General features: G+C 50.8%; 16 protein-coding genes. 14 read left to right on the top strand and 2 right to left on the bottom strand.

Annotated elements, in window-relative coordinates; genetic code table 11:
- Positions 1–210: 210 nt before the first annotated feature.
- Positions 211–966, top strand: a complete 756-nt coding sequence (locus V3O24_RS00835; protein ID WP_331305736.1) for a hypothetical protein — start codon at positions 211–213, stop codon at positions 964–966.
- A gap of 512 nt (positions 967–1,478) precedes the next feature.
- On the opposite strand, the gene V3O24_RS00840 is transcribed toward V3O24_RS00835, so the two are convergent.
- Positions 1,479–4,613: an EAL domain-containing protein gene (locus tag V3O24_RS00840; protein ID WP_331305737.1), complete on the bottom strand. Its 3,135-nt coding sequence runs from the start codon at positions 4,611–4,613 to the stop codon at positions 1,479–1,481.
- A 347-nt stretch (positions 4,614–4,960) separates the two neighbouring features.
- On the opposite strand from V3O24_RS00840, the gene V3O24_RS00845 reads away from it, so the two are divergent.
- The 5 genes from V3O24_RS00845 to rluB all read left to right on the top strand — a co-directional run bounded on the left by V3O24_RS00845 (position 4,961) and on the right by rluB (position 8,726).
- Positions 4,961–5,581, top strand: coding sequence for an L-threonylcarbamoyladenylate synthase (locus V3O24_RS00845; RefSeq protein ID WP_104421907.1), 621 nt, complete (start codon positions 4,961–4,963; stop codon positions 5,579–5,581).
- A 13-nt stretch (positions 5,582–5,594) separates the two neighbouring features.
- Positions 5,595–6,254 carry a site-2 protease family protein gene (locus tag V3O24_RS00850; protein WP_331305738.1) on the top strand — a complete coding sequence of 220 codons (660 nt, stop codon included), beginning with the start codon at positions 5,595–5,597 and terminating at the stop codon, positions 6,252–6,254.
- 64 nt (positions 6,255–6,318) lie between these two features.
- Positions 6,319–7,137, top strand: coding sequence for a ScpA family protein (locus V3O24_RS00855; protein ID WP_104421905.1), 819 nt, complete (start codon positions 6,319–6,321; stop codon positions 7,135–7,137).
- A gap of 61 nt (positions 7,138–7,198) precedes the next feature.
- The gene (gene scpB, locus V3O24_RS00860) at positions 7,199–7,870 is read left to right on the top strand and encodes an SMC-Scp complex subunit ScpB (RefSeq protein ID WP_331305739.1); all 672 of its coding nucleotides are present in this window, start codon (positions 7,199–7,201) and stop codon (positions 7,868–7,870) included.
- 22 nt (positions 7,871–7,892) lie between these two features.
- Positions 7,893–8,726, top strand: a complete 834-nt coding sequence (rluB, locus tag V3O24_RS00865) for a 23S rRNA pseudouridine(2605) synthase RluB (protein WP_331305740.1) — start codon at positions 7,893–7,895, stop codon at positions 8,724–8,726.
- Between the two features lie 65 nt (positions 8,727–8,791).
- Here the strand turns inward: rluB and V3O24_RS00870 are convergent, their stop codons facing one another.
- Complete coding sequence (locus V3O24_RS00870; RefSeq protein WP_331305741.1) at positions 8,792–9,679, bottom strand: GGDEF domain-containing protein; 888 nt, start codon at positions 9,677–9,679, stop codon at positions 8,792–8,794.
- Between the two features lie 647 nt (positions 9,680–10,326).
- On the opposite strand from V3O24_RS00870, the gene V3O24_RS00875 reads away from it, so the two are divergent.
- From V3O24_RS00875 to V3O24_RS00910, 8 genes are all read left to right on the top strand, one after another.
- Positions 10,327–12,690 carry a PAS domain-containing protein gene (locus V3O24_RS00875; RefSeq protein ID WP_331305742.1) on the top strand — a complete coding sequence of 788 codons (2,364 nt, stop codon included), beginning with the start codon at positions 10,327–10,329 and terminating at the stop codon, positions 12,688–12,690.
- 85 nt (positions 12,691–12,775) lie between these two features.
- The gene (locus tag V3O24_RS00880; RefSeq protein ID WP_331305743.1) at positions 12,776–13,408 is read left to right on the top strand and encodes a response regulator transcription factor; all 633 of its coding nucleotides are present in this window, start codon (positions 12,776–12,778) and stop codon (positions 13,406–13,408) included.
- A 908-nt stretch (positions 13,409–14,316) separates the two neighbouring features.
- A complete protein-coding gene (locus V3O24_RS00885) occupies positions 14,317–15,789 on the top strand; it encodes a methyl-accepting chemotaxis protein (protein WP_331305745.1) in 1,473 nt (490 codons plus the stop codon).
- 9 nt (positions 15,790–15,798) lie between these two features.
- Positions 15,799–16,167: a response regulator gene (locus tag V3O24_RS00890; protein ID WP_331305746.1), complete on the top strand. Its 369-nt coding sequence runs from the start codon at positions 15,799–15,801 to the stop codon at positions 16,165–16,167.
- Positions 16,168–16,183: 16 nt separating this feature from the next.
- The gene (locus V3O24_RS00895; protein ID WP_331305747.1) at positions 16,184–16,525 is read left to right on the top strand and encodes an STAS domain-containing protein; all 342 of its coding nucleotides are present in this window, start codon (positions 16,184–16,186) and stop codon (positions 16,523–16,525) included.
- Positions 16,522–18,711, top strand: a complete 2,190-nt coding sequence (locus V3O24_RS00900; RefSeq protein WP_331305748.1) for a chemotaxis protein CheA — start codon at positions 16,522–16,524, stop codon at positions 18,709–18,711. The genes V3O24_RS00895 and V3O24_RS00900 overlap by 4 nt, the downstream gene beginning before the upstream one ends.
- A 316-nt stretch (positions 18,712–19,027) precedes the next feature.
- Positions 19,028–19,156, top strand: coding sequence for a hypothetical protein (locus tag V3O24_RS00905; protein WP_331305749.1), 129 nt, complete (start codon positions 19,028–19,030; stop codon positions 19,154–19,156).
- Positions 19,157–19,190: 34 nt separating this feature from the next.
- Positions 19,191–19,420: chemotaxis protein CheW (locus tag V3O24_RS00910; RefSeq protein ID WP_331305750.1), on the top strand; the 230-nt coding region annotated here is incomplete at its 3' end.

Here is a 19,420-nt window from a genome sequence, read left to right on the forward strand (position 1 = left end):
TGGCAACCTCATTGTTTGATGATAAACGATCCCTCTGATGAGGGCTTGAGGTTAAATTTTAATTGTTTTATCGGGGGCTGTTCAGCGGGGTGTTCTCCGCGGTAGCGGCTTCGTCCAACAAGCTATTCCAGCGGACTCCGCTCCGCCGCTGAATATGACGTTAGGCAACACATTATTGGATATTTTTCCGATGCCGTTGGAGAACATACAATGGGAATTTTGATTGAATATTTTGAGTTATTCTGTTTCAGAACGAAACGGTTTGTTTGGAGGTTTTTAGTTTTAACATCAATTTTTCTCAACTTATCTATTGCGTATAGTGCCGAGATAGAAAAAGATGGGATAAGTTACCAAATTGTTTCTGCGCATGATCTAACCGAAGGTCTTTCATTTTGGAAATGGAGTCACGATGACCCGACAGTATTTGACGGCGTGAATGTTGCGGTAGCGGGTGGAATAGAAATTCTCCCTTGCGCACCTTCATTTAATGCAGGCGATATTAGTAGCTTATCATTTAACGATTTAAATAATGTAGCGACTAATGTATTCGGAGGAGAAACACTAGAGCCTTTAGATCAAAACCTAGCCTATTTACATCTTTATTACGCTGATGCAAAACCAGAAACAGTGCAGAAACTGCTTCGCGAGTATATTACTATAGCTAACGATTTGACTGACACCTCTTCATCATGTAGACAAATCAACGGATCTAACGTAACCGATATATTCGGGATTGTGTACGGACAGGTGAAAGGTGGCTTGGGGCGAACACAAGGAGAATGTTACGACCATCCTAGCCAATTTCCATATATCGCTCATCAAGGCTGTAGACATATATCTGTACATGATATTGAATTAAAAAAATATTTTATCACTTCAAGTGACCATAGGACTAAATCTTTAAAAGGTATAGCCGAAACTCTAGGTCCTGCGATAATTGAGCGATTTATCATTCCAACGAAGTAAAGTAAATGGTAAAGGGTTTTAACGCGGAAAGGCATAATCCGTAACGCGGTAAGCTGCAATCCCGTAGTGCAATAGGACGGGCTGAGGTACGAAGCCCATCAATCGAGAAGCAACTAAGCCTAACTCAACGCTCCAGTTGACCGCCGCTATCGCGGCGGCAACTGAGCTTTGCGTTGAATGGCTGCTAATTGAATCCCTGCCGACATTGAGCGCAAAGCTTCGAATGTCAACTAGGGGTCGTAACCGGATGTTCACCAATGGCCTTCGCGATCAGTTGGGAATAACGTAGTTCTGCTCCCGGCACTGTCTTGTCTATTGAAACGCTAATAGCCGTTTTTTTGAACGAAGCTTTACTTCCGGTTACCCCGGAGCCGGTACCGGAGTTTTTTAGGGCATGTAATTGAGAATCTTCGATTTCGCCCCTGGACACCATGAACTCCAGAGGCTCCGGTCTGATCGTGGCCTTTTATTATTTGTTAGTCATTGCGCCTGTCTACGCCCAATTCTCACGCTTAATCAGTATCCCGCTTCAGTAACGCTTCAAACTGCTCAGCGGGTAACGGCTTGCTGAATAAATAGCCCTGCATCTCGTTACACCCCTGATTACGCAGGAAAGCCAATTGTTCCGCCGTTTCCACGCCTTCGGCAATGGTTTTTAGGCCCAGGCTCCGGGCCAGGCTGATGACGGCGATGACAATAGCTTTGTCTTCAGGGTCGGTGCTGATGTCCCGCACAAAAGACTGGTCGATCTTGAGCTTGTAAACCTTAAACTTTTTTAGGTAACTCAGCGACGAATAACCGGTGCCGAAGTCATCAATAGACATTCGGATGCCGCATTCGTGCAGATTGTTCATGACGTCGATCGCGCCTTGCGGGTTCTGCATGGCCACGCCTTCGGTCAGTTCGAGTTCCAGATATTCGGGCGGCAAGCCTTCTTCGTCGAGTATGCGGGTAACCAGCTTGGGCAGGTCGGGATGACGAAACTGCACCACCGACAGATTTACGGCCATGATCAATGGCGCTAAGCCGGTTTCCAGCCATGCTTTCGCTTGCCGCACGGCGCACCTGAGCACCCATTCCCCGATCGGTAAAATCAGTCCGCTGTCTTCCGCGACCGGGATGAATTCGGCGGGCGACACCGTTCCCAGTTCGGGATGCCGCCAACGCAGCAAGGCTTCCGCCCCGATAATCCGGCCGTCGGCTATGGACACTTGCGGCTGGTAGTGAATTTCAAATTGGCCGAGATTCAAGGCCTGGCGCAGGGCGCTGACCAGCTGTAGATTACGCGCCAGACGGGCATGCATTTCCGGAGTAAAGAAGCAGAAGCTGTGGCGGCCTTCCTGTTTGGCGCGATACATGGCGATATCGGCAGACTTGGACAGCGTTTCCAGATCATCGCCATCGCCGGGATAGAGCGCAATGCCGATTGATGCGGTCAGGGTCAGGTCGTAATGCTCAATCCGAAAGGGCTCGGCGATGGCGTCCAACAGTTTTTGCGCCACATGAGCGGCGGCACGCGCCTCGGTGCCGGGTAGCAGGAAAATGAATTCGTCCCCGCCCAGGCGCGTCACGGTATCTTCTTTATACACAGTTGCACGCAGGCGTTTCGCCAGCTCAACCAGCAAGGCGTCGCCGACACTGTGGCCGAGGGTGTCGTTAATGTCCTTGAAGTGGTCAAGGTCAAGAAACATCAAGGCCAATTGTCCATTGGTGCGCTTCGCCAAGCCGAGGGCGTATTTGAGGTGATCGTTGAGCCGGGTACGATTCGGCAGCCCGGTGAGCGGGTCGAAATTCACCAGGTACTGAATATGTTCCTCGGCCTGTTTTTGCTCGGTGATGTCCTCGGATACCCCTAAAACACCGGTAACTTCGCTAGCCTGATTTTGAAGGGGTACTTTAGACGTGCGCAGCCAGGTGATTTTTCCGTCAGGCGTGGTTATAAGCTGTTCGTAGGCCAATTTGGAGATGCCTGTAGCCATGACCTGTTGGTCGTCGGCTTGATATAATTCGGCGTGTTTTTTCCAGCACAGCTGAAAGTCGTTCTTGCCGATTATATTGTTCAGCGAGGCTTCGCCCGCATCTCTGGCAAAAGCCGGGTTGCAACCCATGTACTGGCATTGCTTATCCTTCCAGAAAATGCTTATGGGCGCGGTGTCGATGATGGTTTGGAGTAGATTGTGCGACTCTGCAAGCGCATTTTCAGCATGATTGCGTTGTGCTTCGCGCTCAAAGTTATTTAACGCGAAGTCGATATCCATCACCATTTCATCCAGCAGGTTGCGTGCGGGTTCATCAAAGAAATCGATCCCGGAAGCATAGAGTGTGAAAACGCCGATAACCGCGCCGTTTTTGTGCAGCGGTAGCGCGGCGGACGCTTTCCAGCCATACGTTGAGCCGCGTTCATGCCAGACCGCCGTGACCGGGTCGTACTGAAAATCCTGACACCAGAAGGGGCGGTCTTCACGCATGGAGATTCCGGTTGGGCCGCGCCCGGCAGGGTCGTGTTCATCAACCGAGATGTTGATTCCGTCCAGGTATTCGGTGCCGCTGCCATAACAGGCAATCGGCCTGACCTTTTTACTCGGTTCATCCAGCATGCCTATCCACGCCATCTTCATGCCGCCGAAGATCACCGCGTCGCGGCAGATTTGAGCAAACAGCTCGGCTTCATTATTTGAACGCACGATGGCTTGATTGCACTGGCTCAGTGCGGCGTAAAGCTGGGTCAGGCGTTGATTTTTCGCTTCATCCTGTTTGTGTTCGTTATCGAGCTGAGCCAGTTTGGCTTGGGTTTCCGATAGCCAGGCCATGACGCTGTTTTTCATGCCTTCGCCGACGGGAATCGGGCGTTCAAAATCCCCGCTGCCGAGGCGGGCGATATGCTTTTGCAGATTGTCCACCGAGCCGCCCAGCGTGGTATGTAAAACCCGGTAACTGCGCCAGAGCAGAACGACCAGCAGCACACCGAAGGCGATGAACGCCGCACGCAAAAGTGAGGCGGTGGCCGTGGCGGTATGCACGGCATCCAGGCTGCGCTGATTGATTATCCGGTAGAGCTCGTTGATCGGTCGCATGATGTCGGCTTTGGCTTGATGATAATGCTCATCGGACAACATGCGGCTGGCTTTGATGCGGTCGGCTTCGGTAGCCGGCGGCGTTGATTCGACCAACTTCATCGCGGCATGTTCGGTGTCGGTCAACGCGTCGGAATTGGCCTTGGCTTCCGCCAGTTTGGCTAATTCCTGGTCGGTAAATCCCGCTTGCCGCATCAGTTCCAGCAAGGCAATCGTTTGTCCGCTATCCGGCCGCGGTCGACGGCCGTCAGTCAGCACCAGATCCCAATAGATGTTGTGATAATCAACGGGGCGGGGCTTTTTGCCTTCGCGAATGTCGAGGATTTCCTGAAAATATTGTTTGTAAATGGGGTTGCCGGTTGTCACGTAGCTGCGGGCCATACGGGAAAGATCGTCGGATGACTGACGCAATTCATCGGCCAGCAAGAACGATTGAAGCCGAGTTTCGAGGGCGTGATCAATCTGTTTTTCCGCCTGGACGTACATGACAAAAACAACCGCGAAAATAATAAACATGGCCAAGGTCAGCCAGAGGTTTTTGGAAAATCGTGAAGAGCGGTCATAAATCGTCATTGCATCTTCTCGTTCACGAGCGGCGGGCATCGGCGCCGGTTGCATGGTTTTTTTTAATTGTCATTGATTCGTTTGCAAGACGTGGCTTGTCTGTTCTAAAACCGTTTGATGGTGGTCAGGCAATAAGCTATTCCAAAGCTGCCCCGGCCGTCCAGATATTTTTACGGGCGGGTAAGCATACGCCTGAAATTTTAAATTGCCGCTATTTTTGAATGCTGCCGCGGTTGGGGAAGGTGTTGGCGGGCTTAAGTTTCTGATGCTGTTTGACATCTGCGCGGTTTTCAACTGCAAGCTTGTGCGGATGTACGCTATAATCGCCCAATATTCCACAACCTGGCATTCAATAAATGGCTCAGTTTTTTGAAATACACCCGGAAAGTCCGCAGCTGCGTTTGATACATCGCGCCGTGGAAATAATCCGTAAGGGCGGCGTTATCGTTTACCCGACGGATTCTTCGTATGCGATCGCCTGTCATATAGGCGATAAGCAGGCGCTGGATAAAATCCGCCGTATCCGGCAGTTGGACGATAAGCATAATTTTACTCTGGTGTGTAAAGACTTGGCCCAGGTGTCGATGTTTACCAAAATCAGCAATGATGCATACCGGTTGATTAAGGCGTTAACGCCGGGCGCTTTCACCTTTATTTTGGATGCTACGCGCGAGGTGCCGCGCCGGTTGCAGCATCCGAAGAAAAAAACCATAGGCATACGCGTTCCCGGCCACCCAGTCGCGCAATTGCTGGTGCAGGAGTTGGGCGAGCCTTTGTTCAGTTCTACGTTGATGTTGCCGGGAGAGGATGAGGCGCTGACCGACCCTTATGAAATCAAGGATAAATTGGACCATGAGCTGGATTTGATCATTGACGCCGGTATTATTGAGTTTGAACAAACGACTATTATCGAGTTTTCCGCTAATGGCGCCGAGATCATCAGGCAGGGCAAGGGCCTTGCGCCGATGTTGAGCTGATGAGGATGCAGGCATGATGGATGAATTGACGCTGTTGCAACGCATAGTAGTCTGGATTTTGCCGGTCATTTTCGCAATTACCGTGCATGAAGTGGCGCATGGCTGGGTAGCGAAAAAATACGGCGATAACACCGCTTCGATGCTGGGCAGGCTGACCTTAAACCCGATCAAGCATATCGATGTGCTCGGAACCCTTATTATCCCCGGTTTGCTGCTGCTTTCTTTTTCCGGTTTTATTTTCGGCTGGGCAAAGCCGGTCCCCGTCGATCCGCGGAATTTTAAAAATCCTAGGCGCGATATGGCGATAGTCGCTTTGGCGGGTCCTGTTTCCAATTTGTTGATGGCTGTCGGTTGGGCGTTAATAGCCAGGGTGGGGGTGACGATAGGTATGCAAGCCGAAGCCGTTTCATTGCCGCTGATTTATACCGGAGTTGCCGGTATTTCGATTAACCTGGTGCTGGCGCTGATTAATCTGTTGCCGATTCCGCCGTTGGACGGCAGCCGGATTCTGACCGGCATTTTGCCCAGTTACTGGGCGTGGCAATACAACCGCCTGGAGCGTTTCGGGTTTGTTATTTTGCTGGTGCTGTTATACACGAAGGTTTTGGGCCTGATTTTGGCTTATCCGATGTTTGTTGCACAGCAAGCGTTCTTTTCGATTGCCGGGTTGTAAGGTTTGTTTTTGTTTTTCGGCGACCTTTCCTGTATTCGCAAAGCTAGCGCTTGAAAGCGAGCATATGAGCCAAGACGCAGTCGAAGTTTTAGATCCGCCGCCGGCGTTTGCGATCGTTAACGGTGCGCCTTTTAACAAGCTGCCGGACGATCTTTATATCCCGCCTGATGCACTGGAAGTGCTGCTGGAAACCTTTGAGGGGCCGCTGGATTTATTGCTGTACCTGATACGAAGGCAGAATCTGGATATTGTCAACATACCGATAGCCCGGATCACTCATCAATACATCGCCTATATTCAGGTGATGACTGAATTAAACCTGGAGCTGGCGGCGGAATATCTGGTGATGGCCGCGCTGTTGGCGGAAATCAAGTCAAGAATGCTGTTGCCTAGGCAGCCCGATGCCGAAGACGAAGAGGAAGACCCGAGAGCAACGTTGATTCGCCGGTTGCAGGAATATGAGCTGATTAAAAATGCGGCTGAAGAAATTGATCAGTTGCCCAGAGTTGAACGTGATATATTTGAAATCAACGTCGATGTTTCGGCCCTGAAAAGTGCCGAACAAAACTTGCCGGATATTCAGCTAAAAGAAATGCTGCTGGCGTTTCAGGACGTACTTAAAAGAGTCGAGCAGCTCAGTCACCATCAAATTACCAAAGAACCCTTATCTGTCCGTGAACGCATGTCAACCATTTTGGAAAACCTTAAAGGAGCGGATAGTCTCCTTTTCTCGCAATTATTTATCCGAAAAGAAGGTCGACACGGAGTCGTTGTCTCGTTTCTGGCCATCCTCGAACTCAGCAAAGAACGACTCATCGATATTATCCAGCCCGAGCCCTTTGCCGAATTACGCGTCAGAACCGCCGCCACCGCCGAGAGCTGAGCCATCGCCGGCCGAGACAACTCAGGACAGGTCTTCCGTAACTGAACAACGTGACATTAATGTGGAAATTAAACGTGTAGTTGAAGCCATTTTATTCGCAGCAAACCGCCCGATGACCTGCAAACAGCTGCAACAGGTTTTTCCTGAAATCGAGCAGCCGCCGCTACAGGAAATACAGGACGCTTGCGAGGCGATCAAAGAGGATTATCGATTCAGGCCGGTTGAATTAAAGCGGGTAGCCAGCGGTTATCGTTTTCAGGTCAAGCAGGAATTGTCGCGCTGGGTATCGAGGTTGTTTGAAGAAAAGCCGCCACGATATTCCCGCGCATTGCTGGAGACGCTGGCGATTATCGCCTATCGTCAACCGGCAACACGCGGAGATATTGAAGATATTCGCGGTGTCGGCGTCAGCTCCAATATCATTCATACGCTGCTTGAGCGCGAGTGGATCCGGGTGGTGGCGCACAAAGAGGTGCCGGGCAGGCCGGCTTTATACGGCACAACCAAACAATTTTTGGATTATTTTAATATTTCATCATTAAATGAACTGCCGACATTGCAAGAGATTCAGCAGCTTGATTTGTCGTTAGATAATACGCAACAACCCATGCAGGTAAAGAGTGAACAGCAAGAAACAACCGAACAGATCGCCGAAACCATCGAACAGCTCAGCGAAACAGCCGAACAGGCCGCCAAAGCCGACGACAGCGAAACCGGCGAGCAGGTCTCCTAAACAGACTGAAGGCAAGGCTGCCGTGGCGTCGAAAAAAATTGACGCGAATCAGCCGGTCGATGGAGAGCGTATCCAGAAAGTATTGGCGCGCGGTGGCGTCGGCTCCCGGCGCGAAATCGAACGCTGGATAGATGAAGGGCGCTTGAAGATTAACGGCAACCCTGTCGGTTTGGGCGACCGGTTGAAGGACGGCGATCATTTGACGATCAATGACCGGGTTGTTCACTGGGAAAAATTTGTCGAGCAGCCCACCCGTGTGTTGCTTTATCACAAACCTGTCGGCGAAGTGGTTACGCGCCGCGACCCGGAAGGTCGGCCGGTTATTTTTACGCAACTGCCGAAACTGTCTGTCAGCCGCTGGATAGCCGTTGGCCGCCTGGACATCAATACCTCGGGATTGTTATTGGTCACCAATAACGGCGAGCTGGCCAATCGATTGATGCATCCGTCAACGGAAGTGGAGCGTGAATATGCGGTGCGCATTTTGGGCGAGGTTTCAGACGCTACCCTGGCCAAACTCAAGCAGGGCGTGGAACTTGAAGACGGCAAAGCCAAGTTTGACGATATTCGGTTTTTCGGGGGGGAAGGCGCCAATAAATGGTACAACGTTGTCGTTACCGAAGGCCGCAACAGACTGGTAAGGCGTTTGTGGGAGTCGCAGGAAGTGATCGTCAGCCGCTTGATGCGCGTGCGCTATGGGCCGGTGGTATTGCCCGAGCGATTGAAAGCCCGTACATTCTATGAACTGACTGATAAAGAACTGGAATTGTTGTTTGAATTTGCCGGTATGGAGGGAGAAAAGCCGGTGCGCACATCAAAACCCGAATTTAAGACTCATAAGCCTGGAAAACATTAACGGCGCGATTCGGGTTTACCCGCAAGGCACAATCGTGCCGGGGTGCAACCCGATTTGTCTTTGATTCATTTGCTTGAGACAACTTGGTTTCGGCCTCTTTTTTTAGCGGTATACATGGCGTCATCAGCGCGTTTGATGAAAGACTCGATCGTATCATTTTCGCGTAAGGTGCTGACACCCAGGCTTGCAGTGATTTTAACCGCTTCCATGCCGTAAGCGATTGTGTGATGCTCAATTGAGGCGCGAATCCGTTCAGCCAGCAATTCCGCGCCGTGAGCGTCGGTATCGCTTAATAAGATCACGAATTCTTCGCCGCCATAACGGAACACAATATCGCTGTCTCTCAGGTTTTCTTTAATCCATTTTGCACTCAGCGCTAGCGTGGTGTCTCCGCAATCGTGGCCGTAGGTATCGTTGATGGTTTTAAAATGATCGATGTCAAAGAAAATAACCGACAAATTTTTGGCATTGCGCACGGCAAGACTCATTTCCCGGCTAATGGAATCGTTAAACGAAGCTCTGTTATGGGTTTGGGTCAGCGGATCCGTATAAGCCATTTTTAACGCTTGATGAAATAAGGTTGCATTTTTCAACGGATAAATTAAGCAGCAAAGCATTGTTTCCAGCACCTGAAGATCGGCATCGCTGAATCTGTGGTTGCTCATCAGCTTTAATTCGCCCAGTTGTTGTTGCTCGACCTTAAGTGCGTAGTTGCAGGAATGCCGTGTAAAAACGCCGCTTTTTATTTCCAGGTCAAATTCAGGATTGATATAAACATAAGCGCTATGAGGAATTTTGTTGGCGATTTTGCTGCTGAAAATAGCGATCAGCTCATTAAATTCCAGAGTCGTTTGCAAGGCGCTGCTGATGTCATAATTATCCAGGTTGATTGCTTTTGTTGCTTCAAAAGTGTTGTTGCTGATAATCGCTAAGTTTGCTGATTTATTGGCCATGATCGCTTCCTCGTGGATTGATGCATTACGTTGCAATAGCTAAAGCGAAGCCTGTGCCATTTAGATAAATAATTTTAATAATCAAATGGTTGTCTTTTTTATTTTGGTATTTAGTCGTGATGCGCCGTAAAGTTGACGCGGCAAAGTGGCAAGGGATTGCCGGTAGGAGGGCTTAAGCGCTTACTCTATTGCCGCTATGTCTATTTCACAGGCTGGGAACTAATGGGCTATAAACTAAAGTGTCCAATATCTCCCGCTTTGAGCGGCCGTTGAATATGTTGGTCTTATTAACTGATGTTACGCGCTGTTCACTCGGAAATATGCGAGCCATGAAAAAACTGATTTGGGAAGTTGGCGCAGAGAAGAATCTGTAATACCCTGTTCAGGAAGTGCCGGCGTTACTTGTTAGGCTACGCAGCCTGCACTGTTATACTGTGATTTTGGTATTTTTCGCGTACATTGCGTACAACAATGTCATTTTTCGCAGCTAAAAACGGATCGATTCATTGTAGCTTTCGCGAAAAATCCTGGTATGTTAACGATAACAGGCCGCAGAGGGGGCGATTGCATCACCAACTCAGACAGGCTATTGCGCAGATCAACTCTCATTATATTGGGCGTCATGAAAAAACAAGGAGAGATGCAATATGCAATTACGCAAAAGCCTTAAAGCATTGGAAAAGTTTGCCGCCAAGTTCAGTAGGCGCAGCCAGTCATGCCAGTTATGCCAGCAGGTCGACGATGAGCGGAGCGCACAGCAGGCTTTGGTTTCGAGTGAGCAGAAGTTCCGCGCCTTGGCGGAACACTCCCCTGACATCATCGCCCGCTACGATTTGCAATGTCGCGTACTTTACATAAATCCCCAGTTTGAGAAGGTCTTGGATACGTCTGGGGAGGTGTTGGGTAAGACGCCTATGGAGCTAAATCTTGGTGGATATTATGATGAATATCAGGCTAAAGCCGAGGCGGTTATCAGAACAGGGCAGAGTGACGAGATGGAGCTGAGCGTACTGGACGACGGTGAAAATTTCAGTTATTACCATGTTCGATTCGTATCGGAATTCGGGCCTGATGGCGAGATAGTCGGTGCTTTGGCAATTGGGCGCAACATTACCAAGCAGCATCGGGTGGAGCGGTTGCTTCTTAACTTGTCGAACAGTATCCCCGGTGTCCTGACGGCTGTCCGACATCGTCCGGGCGGCGGCGTTAATGTCGTTTATGCCAGCCTTGGTCTTCGTGATCTTTTCGGGTTGGATTTCGAGGAGGTCAAGGATGGCGCCTCGGATTTGCTGGCGCGTATCCATCCTGAGGATTTGCCTTCGTTGATTCAGGTAATCGATGTGGCAGCCCGCACCATGACGATTTTCTGTCACGAATACCGCGTCAACCACCCGACCAGAGGTGAAGTATGGGTAGAGTCCCGCACCACGCCGGTACGGGAAGCCGATGGCCGCATTATCTGGTACAGCTGTTCCTCTGATATAACCGAACGCCGTCGCTTGCAGAATGCGCTGGCGGAGCGGGAGCGCCAATTCCGCACCCTGGCCGAGAATGCGCCGGACAAGATCATTCGTCATGACAGTGAAACACGGTTGCTCTATATAAACCCGGTACTGGAGCGTACCCTTAAGTTGACTACTGAGCAGGTAGAGGGCAAGCGTACCGACGAGTTGTTTCCGCAAAGCAGGATTATGCGGGATTATCAGGACGTATTGGCGCAGGTTATCGCTACCGGGAAGCCGGCGAATTTTGAGATGATCGGCAAACTGCCCGGCAGTAGCCGTGCTTCCTACGATTTGATCCGGTTAGTGCCGGAACTGGATCAATACGGCCAGGTGACAGGTGCAATCGCTATTGGCCGCGATTACACCGAGCAGAAACGGCTGGAACAAGAGCTGAGGCGGCGTGAGCGGGAGTTTCGAACCTTGGCGGAAAATTTGCCTGACATCATCGTGCGTTACGATCGAGATTACCGCCGTATTTATCTCAATCCGGCTTATGCGCGGGAAGTCGGTATCCCGTTGGCAAGGATATGGAATAAAACCCCTGCTGAAATTTGGAAACCGCTGATTCCATGCGAGGAATATATGGATTGGCTCAAGCGTGTGATGGTGACTGGGGAGCCGGGGCATATCTTGCTCGAATGGAATGCGCCGGATGGTGGTCGGGTCAGTTATGACACACGAGCGGTAGCGGAATATGATGGTGAAGGTCAGGTTATCGGTGCCCTGGCTATAGGTCATAATATCACCGAGATCAAGGCGACCGAACGCCATCTGGAAGAATCGCGCGCCCAGTTGCGCGCATTGACCGCCAAGCGCGAAAAGGATCGCGAGGAAGAGCGCAAACGCATCGGCCGTGAAATTCACGATGAACTGGGCCAGCTGCTCAGCGTGCTGCGGCTCAATGTCACAACCCTCGATTTCCGTTTTGGCGACGCTAATCCTGATTTACGAGATAAGGCGCAAAAAATGGTTAGTGTGATGGATCGCGCCATCCTGATGGTACGTGACCTTGCTACCCGTCTGCGCCCTGTGATGTTGAGCTCCGGCATCGTTTCCGCTCTGGAATGGATGGTGAAGGAATATACCGAGAGTACCGGCATTGTTTGCGAGTTGCATGTGTCTAATGATGATTTTCCGCTGGACGAAAGCCGGGCTATAGAGGTATTCCGCATCATCCAGGAATCGCTCACCAATGTGCTGCGCCATTCCGGGGCTGATCGCGTCGATATTACGTTACGCAATGAAGCGGGTGTCTGTAAAGTGGACGTGCAGGACAACGGCAAAGGTTTCGACCCGGCCCGTGTCGGCAGACGCGGTTCCCTCGGTATAATCGGCATGCAGGAGCGTACACTGGGTCTGAACGGAACATTGGATATTATCCAGGCTGAAAGTGGCGGTATGGTATTGAAATTACGCATACCTATCGAGGAACAGGATGAAACTTGCCTGGAGCTGGGGCGTCGTTGTCAGCAGAGGCGGAGTACGGATATACTCATCAAGGAATAGCAAGAAGTCGGCCTTGAATAGGGGGTGAATTGCCATTCAAATTTAAACAATCAAACACAACCAAAAATTGAAGCGAGTAATCAAGATGATACGATTATTAATTGTGGATGATCATGAGCTGATGCGCGAAGGATTAAAACAGCTGTTCGATGGGGAAGATGACATCGTTGTCAGTGGGGAGGCCAGAGAGGGCGAAGAAGCCCTGGAAATTCTGCAGAACAAGACGGCCGATCTGGTTCTGCTAGACGTCACCATTCCCGGCATTCATGGCGATGAGCTGGTAAAGAAAATCAAGAAGCTGCCAAACAGCCCGCCGATTCTGATGCTGAGCATGCACAACGAGTCGTCTGTTGTCACAAGCATGCTTAAAGCCGGTGCTTCGGGGTATATGACCAAGGATAGTTCGCCTCAGGATTTGCTGAGTGCGGTACGCAAAGTGGCTGCCGGAGGACGCTTTATTGCCGGAGATATTGCAGAAAATATCGCATTCGAGGCCGGTAGCGCCACGACGATGCAACTTCATGAGCTATTGTCCGGCAGGGAACTTGTCATCCTGCGCATGCTGGGCAAAGGACAAAAGGTCAACGAAATCGCCCGTGAACTCAATATCAGCAGCAAGACTGTCAGCACCCACAAGGCGCGGCTGATGCAAAAAATGTATCTCGATAGCGATGTCAAGCTCATGCAATACGCTATCGCCCACGGCATGGCGGATTAAAAACCTCATCAAAATCATTCCTTAGCGATTCCTGTTTTAGGTATTTTAGCTTCGGCACTCATTCGATCAGTAGTATGTAATATGCTCTGATTTTTCTGTGTTAAATACTGCGGTTTAATCATTTAGTCGTTTGCTTAAGTCTAGCCCACGCCATTTTGATGCGTTCTTATAGCGCAAACTAAGATAATAAGCATTTAACGCCCATTTGTGGAGGCATATTGCCCGGCAATATGCCTCATTTTCAAGGCTGACTGTACTCACTAGAATTCGGGCGACTCATTTTGAGCGTTACTTTTGAGGGCTGAACTGATTTCTTTAGGTTCAAAACTCCGCCGCTCCGGCAAACGGGATTGTTGCGCGTTCAACTGTATTTTTTAGGCTCATGGAAAAATGGGTGAGTTACAAAATATCAGGCCTCCCTACAGGGATCTCGGTTAACGGTGTAGGGCATAACACCGTCGAATTACGTCATTTCTGACGATGAGTCATTAGGGGAAATGCGCGCTTGAGCCATAAGAGATACAGCACAGGCAATCGGTTCTATGTAAGTTATAGATTACTTTTGAGTAAGCATAAACTTTCTTTTGTAGTCCATTCCTTACAACCGTAGGCGGTTTAAGCATAGGGCGATCCCTAGTTGAATTCGGTTTTGGCTGATTGTGGCTGCTGACGAAATCGTTCACACTAAACTCACTCGATTAAATCAGGAAATTTTTTAGTCCTATTTGATTCTGTAAATTGTTGAATATATGCAAATTTTTGCGTAATTGTACGTTACATAAAGTGCTTAAGGTTAGGTTTTTTCAAAAGCTTGGGTAAACAAGGAACAACTGAGTTTTTGCATCAAAGAAACGAATCAAAAAGCCAGGTAACCGTTAAGTGGAGGGCATTGCAAAATGGACGAATCGATGAAATTTTATCGCAATGATTATTGGCTCGCATTTCCATTATTGATCTGCGGCGGGCTGAGTGCGCTAGGTTCCGCGGCGGCTTATCGTTTTGCAATGAGCGGCTTGGTAATGCCGGCGGGTTTGATCGTTATGACTGTTGGCTTGTATTTCTGGAGCCGGCGCCGCTATCGGCTGTCGTTGCAAGCTATCGAGCACAGCCTGCTTGAACGATTGATGCAGGAGCATGATATTAAAATCAATGCGTTGCAAGAGTCTCATAGCGAAGCTGTTGACCGGACCTGCGCCGAGCAAGTTCAGATAGAACGCAAGCATATCGAAACATTAATGACTGATTTAACGCAACGATTCAACGCGTTATCAATGCGTTTCGGCGCACAGGATGAACAAAAAACAGCGCAAACCAAGATCGAGCCGTTTTCGGTCGAATCGCAGATTGCTGATTTGGCTCAACGATTCGATATTTTGACCAGGCATCTTGATCAGCAAGCGACAGACAATGAAAAGCAAGAGTACGGCATAGTTGGCCTGGACTCGCTATGTCAAAAAGTATTGCCTATCTGGTCGAGTCAAGTCGAGATGGCCAGAGTGCATACCGAAGAGTCCATAGCCGATTTAGCGCAACGTTTCGATGCCCTGTCAAAACGTCTCGATGCTGCCGTTATTGCCTCCCAAAATACCGTGGAAGGCGACCACGATTGTCATGGAGGGATCGTTGAACTGTTGCAGGACAGTCAACTGGAATTGGGCGCCATCACCAAAGCCTTGGGCGCATCGCTGCAAGAGAAGGACCAGCTGCTACGCTCAATTGAGGACCTGTCCGGCTTTACCGAACAACTGAGCAAAATGGCCTGGGAAGTCAGCAGTATTGCCAGTCAGACCAATCTGCTGGCGCTGAATGCCGCCGTCCAGGCGGCACGGGCCGGAGAGACTGGGCGCGGATTCTCGGTGGTCGCGGACGAGGTGCGGAAATTGTCGCGCTCGTCCGGCGATGTCGGCAGGAAGATTACCGAGACCATCGAAGCGGTCAACGAGGCGATTGAAGACACCTTGCAAATTTCACGGAAATTCGCCAGACAAGACAAGCAGACGCTGAATAATGCGGAGCAGATTATTGCTTCGGTATTGAAGCACTTCAACAGAGCCGCTTCAGGATTGTCCGACTCGGCCGAGCTGTTGCGCACTGAAAATAACGCGATCAACCATGAAATATCCGATGTCTTCGTTGACTTGCAGTTTCAGGATCGGGTTAGCCAGATTTTGACGCTGGTCGGTGACGACTTGAACAAACTTGAACAGCATTTGAATGAGTTGAAAAACGAAGAAACCAGCGAGGGATTACCGCACTCGGTGGATGTGGAGCAATGGCTGGAAGAGCTGGTTATGACTTACACGATGGAAGAGCAGCTGGCGGCGCATGATGGCGCGAAGAAAACGATCACGACCAACCAGTCCAACATTACATTTTTCTGAGGAATTGACATGGCAAAAACAATACTGTTTGTGGAAGACTCAGCCTCGGTCAGACAGGTGATGAACAGCACCCTGACCCGCGAGGGATACGACGTGATTTTGGCTTGCGACGGTCAGGACGCACTGACCAAACTGAACGGCAGCAAAATACACCTGATTATCAGTGACGTGAATATGCCCAATATGGACGGTCTCACCTTTGTTAAGACGGCCAAACAACTGCCGAGCTACAAATTCACCCCGATCATCATGCTGACCACCGAAACGCAAGCCGAGAAAATGAATGAAGGCAAAGCCGCCGGCGTAAAAGCCTGGATAGTCAAACCTTTTCAGCCGCCGCAACTACTGGCTGCGGTTTCTCAGCTTATCCAGGCATAAACAACGGGAGCAATTTATGGCGAACAGAAACACTAAAAATCAGCCAAGCAGTCGCATTGTGATAGTGGGCGAATTGACCATTTACACCGTTTTGGAACTGAAAGATAACTTGTTGGCGGGCCTGTCGACGAATGACGAATTGGAGTTGGACCTGTCCAAGGTTAATGAATTCGACGGCGCCGGACTGCAACTGCTGGTGATGATAAAAAAGGAAGCAGCGATGTTAGGTAAGGTTTTGAGCTTTACCGGCCACAGCCCGGTGGTGATGGAGCTTTTGGACTTGTCAGGATTAGCCGGTTTTTTCGGCGATCCGCTGCTGATCGTCCGTAAACCTACCCAAGAAGGTAAATCGATATGATTCCAGACGAATATCTACAAACCTTTGTTGTCGAGTGCAGGGAACTGCTCGAACAAATGGAAGAAGCCCTGTTAATCGTAGAACAGGCCGCGGAAGATCCTGAAATTATCAACGCCATCTTCCGGGCTGCGCACACCATCAAAGGCTCGGCGGGCATGTTCGGCATTGACGCTATCGTGGAGTTCACTCATGCCGCAGAAAGCGTGCTGGATCGGGTGCGTAGCGGCGACATAACGATGAGTTCCGTGTTGGCGGCATTGTTTATCGAGGTGCACGACCATTTGCGCGAATTGATCAACCATGTTGCCGAAGGCACGCAAGCCGGCGAGGAAACCGACCGCCGCGGCAACAATTTAATAGCGCAACTGGAAGCTCATTTGGGCGGGGCAAAAGAGGACCGGCCCGGCAATCCGGGCGAAATGCCCGTAGTCCAGGAAGCCAAGCTGGAGCGGGAGCAAAGCGGCGCGGTCGGAACCGACCATTGGCACATATCCTTGCGCTTTGGGCCGGAGGTATTCAGGAACGGCATGGATCCGTTTTCCTTCGTGCGCTGCCTGTGCTCTTTAGGCAGTATCGTGCAACTGGTGACCTTAATCGACGCCATTCCCGACGCCGAACACATGGATTCGGAAACATGCTATTTAGGTTTTGAAATCAGCTTTAGCAGCGAAGCCGACAAACTCGCCATAGAAAGCATTTTCAACTTCGTCCGTAGCGACTGCCTAATCCGTATTTTGCCGCCGCACAGTAAAGCTTCCGAATACCAGCGCCTGATTCAGGAGCTGCCGGAACAGGAAATGCGCCTGGGCGAAATCCTGGTCAAGTGCGGCACCTTAACTCCGGAAGAATTGGACAGCATCCTGCGCCTGCAATCGGAACACGGCGACGATCCGCAACGGCCGATCGGTGAAGTCCTGGTCGAACAGCAGATGGTCAGTCCGCCGGTCGTGGAAGCCGCCCTGGAAAAACAAAAACAGGTCAAGGAAAACAAAAAAAACGAAGCCAACCTGATTCGCGTCGATGCCGAAAAACTCGACGAACTGATCAATTTGGTTGGAGAACTGATCATTGCCGGAGCCGGTACCAACCTGATCGCCCGACGCGCCGGCATGGCCGATCTTATGGAGTCCACCGCCACCTTGTCGCGGCTGGTCGAAGAAGTCCGCGATTCCGCCTTGGCGTTGCGCATGGTGCAAATCGGCGCCACCTTCAACCGCTTCCAGCGCGTCGTGCGCGACGTCAGCAAAGAACTGGGCAAAGATGTCGACCTGGTTATCAGTGGGGCAGAGACGGAACTCGACAAAACCGTCGTTGAAAAAATCGGCGACCCGCTGACCCATCTGGTGCGTAACTCGATGGATCACGGCATAGAACCTGCCGAGCTGCGTATGGCTCGCGGCAAGCCGGCCAAAGGTACGCTGATGCTCAACGCCTATCACGATGCAGGCAGCATCGTTATCGAAGTCAGCGACGACGGCGGCGGCTTGAACAAAGAAAAAATCCTCGCCAAAGCCATCGAACGCGGACTGGTCAGCGAAGGCGCAATGCTGACCGACAAAGAAATCTACAACCTGATCTTCGAAGCCGGGTTTTCCACCGCCGATGCGGTCAGCAACCTGTCCGGCCGCGGCGTCGGCATGGACGTGGTGCGGCGCAACATCCAGGCCTTGCGCGGCACCGTCGATCTGGACAGCGTAGAAGGCCAAGGCAGCACCGTCCGCATCCGGCTGCCGCTGACCCTGGCCATCATCGACGGCTTCATGGTGGGCGTCGGTAACGCCGCCTACGTCATCCCGCTGGACATGGTGGTTGAATGTGTCGAATTAAGAGCGTGGGCCGGCGACGAAGGCGATGGGCAATATCTCAACCTGCGCGGCGAAGTGCTGCCGTATCGGCGGCTGCGCGATCACTTCGACATGCAAGGCGAGCAGGTGCAACGCGAGAACGTCGTGGTAGTGGGTTACGGCGATCACAAAGCCGGATTGGTCGTGGACAAACTGATGGGTGAGTTCCAGACCGTGATTAAACCGCTGGGCAAGCTGTTTAAAGGCGAAAAAAGCATCGGCGGATTTACCATTTTGGGCAGCGGCGAAGTTGCCCTGATAGTCGATGTACCGGGACTGATGGGGCAGATTGAACATGAAAGCGAGGCATCTGAGGTAGCACTCGCTGCCGCATCAAAATAGTCAATGATGGAACGGCTTTGGTCGAGTTAAAGACCCGTCGCCTATTGAAACATGTCAATGTCGGGCATAAGCAGCATGCCCGGCCAACGGGGCTGACGACTGGGTGCGGTCGTGATTTGGGATAGTGCATGGCTGGGCAGGACGCACCCGCAGCTGAGGATTGAATAAACGTTTAAAGGCCCCCTCTGGCGCGTGCGGCGTTCCCTACACTCATTCAGGCAGGGCGCGCGCCGCGCACTTTTTTAGGGTTTAAACGAAAACGAATGGTAAGGCCAAGCAATTGTTATTTTTTTTCATGTATTCGGGAGTAAGTGCAATGAATATGACCATCGCTAGGAAGATAAGTTCACTCGTATTTTCAGCGATTCCGGGGCAGGCGAAAATCGAAACGGTTAGGCCTTTCAAGCTTGCGGCTAAAAAACGCAGCAAAAAATCGGGAGTTTAACGACTTCGAATTCGTGACGATTCAGGAGATTGACATGAACGCTATCACACCAGCGACACACGGGAAGCCTAAGGTATCCGACAGTCAGGCGCTTGAGGAACAACAGCAATATCTCACCTTTATGCTGAGCGGTGAGACTTACGCTATCAGCATACTTCGGATCAAGGAGATCATTCAATACGGCCAATTGACCGAAGTGCCAAGGATGCCGAGTTTCATCCGCGGCGTTATTAACTTAAGGGGGGCCGTGGTGCCGGTGATTGA

The organism is Methylobacter sp. Wu8, from assembly GCF_036440755.1.
GTDB lineage: Bacteria > Pseudomonadota > Gammaproteobacteria > Methylococcales > Methylomonadaceae > Methylobacter_A > Methylobacter_A tundripaludum_A.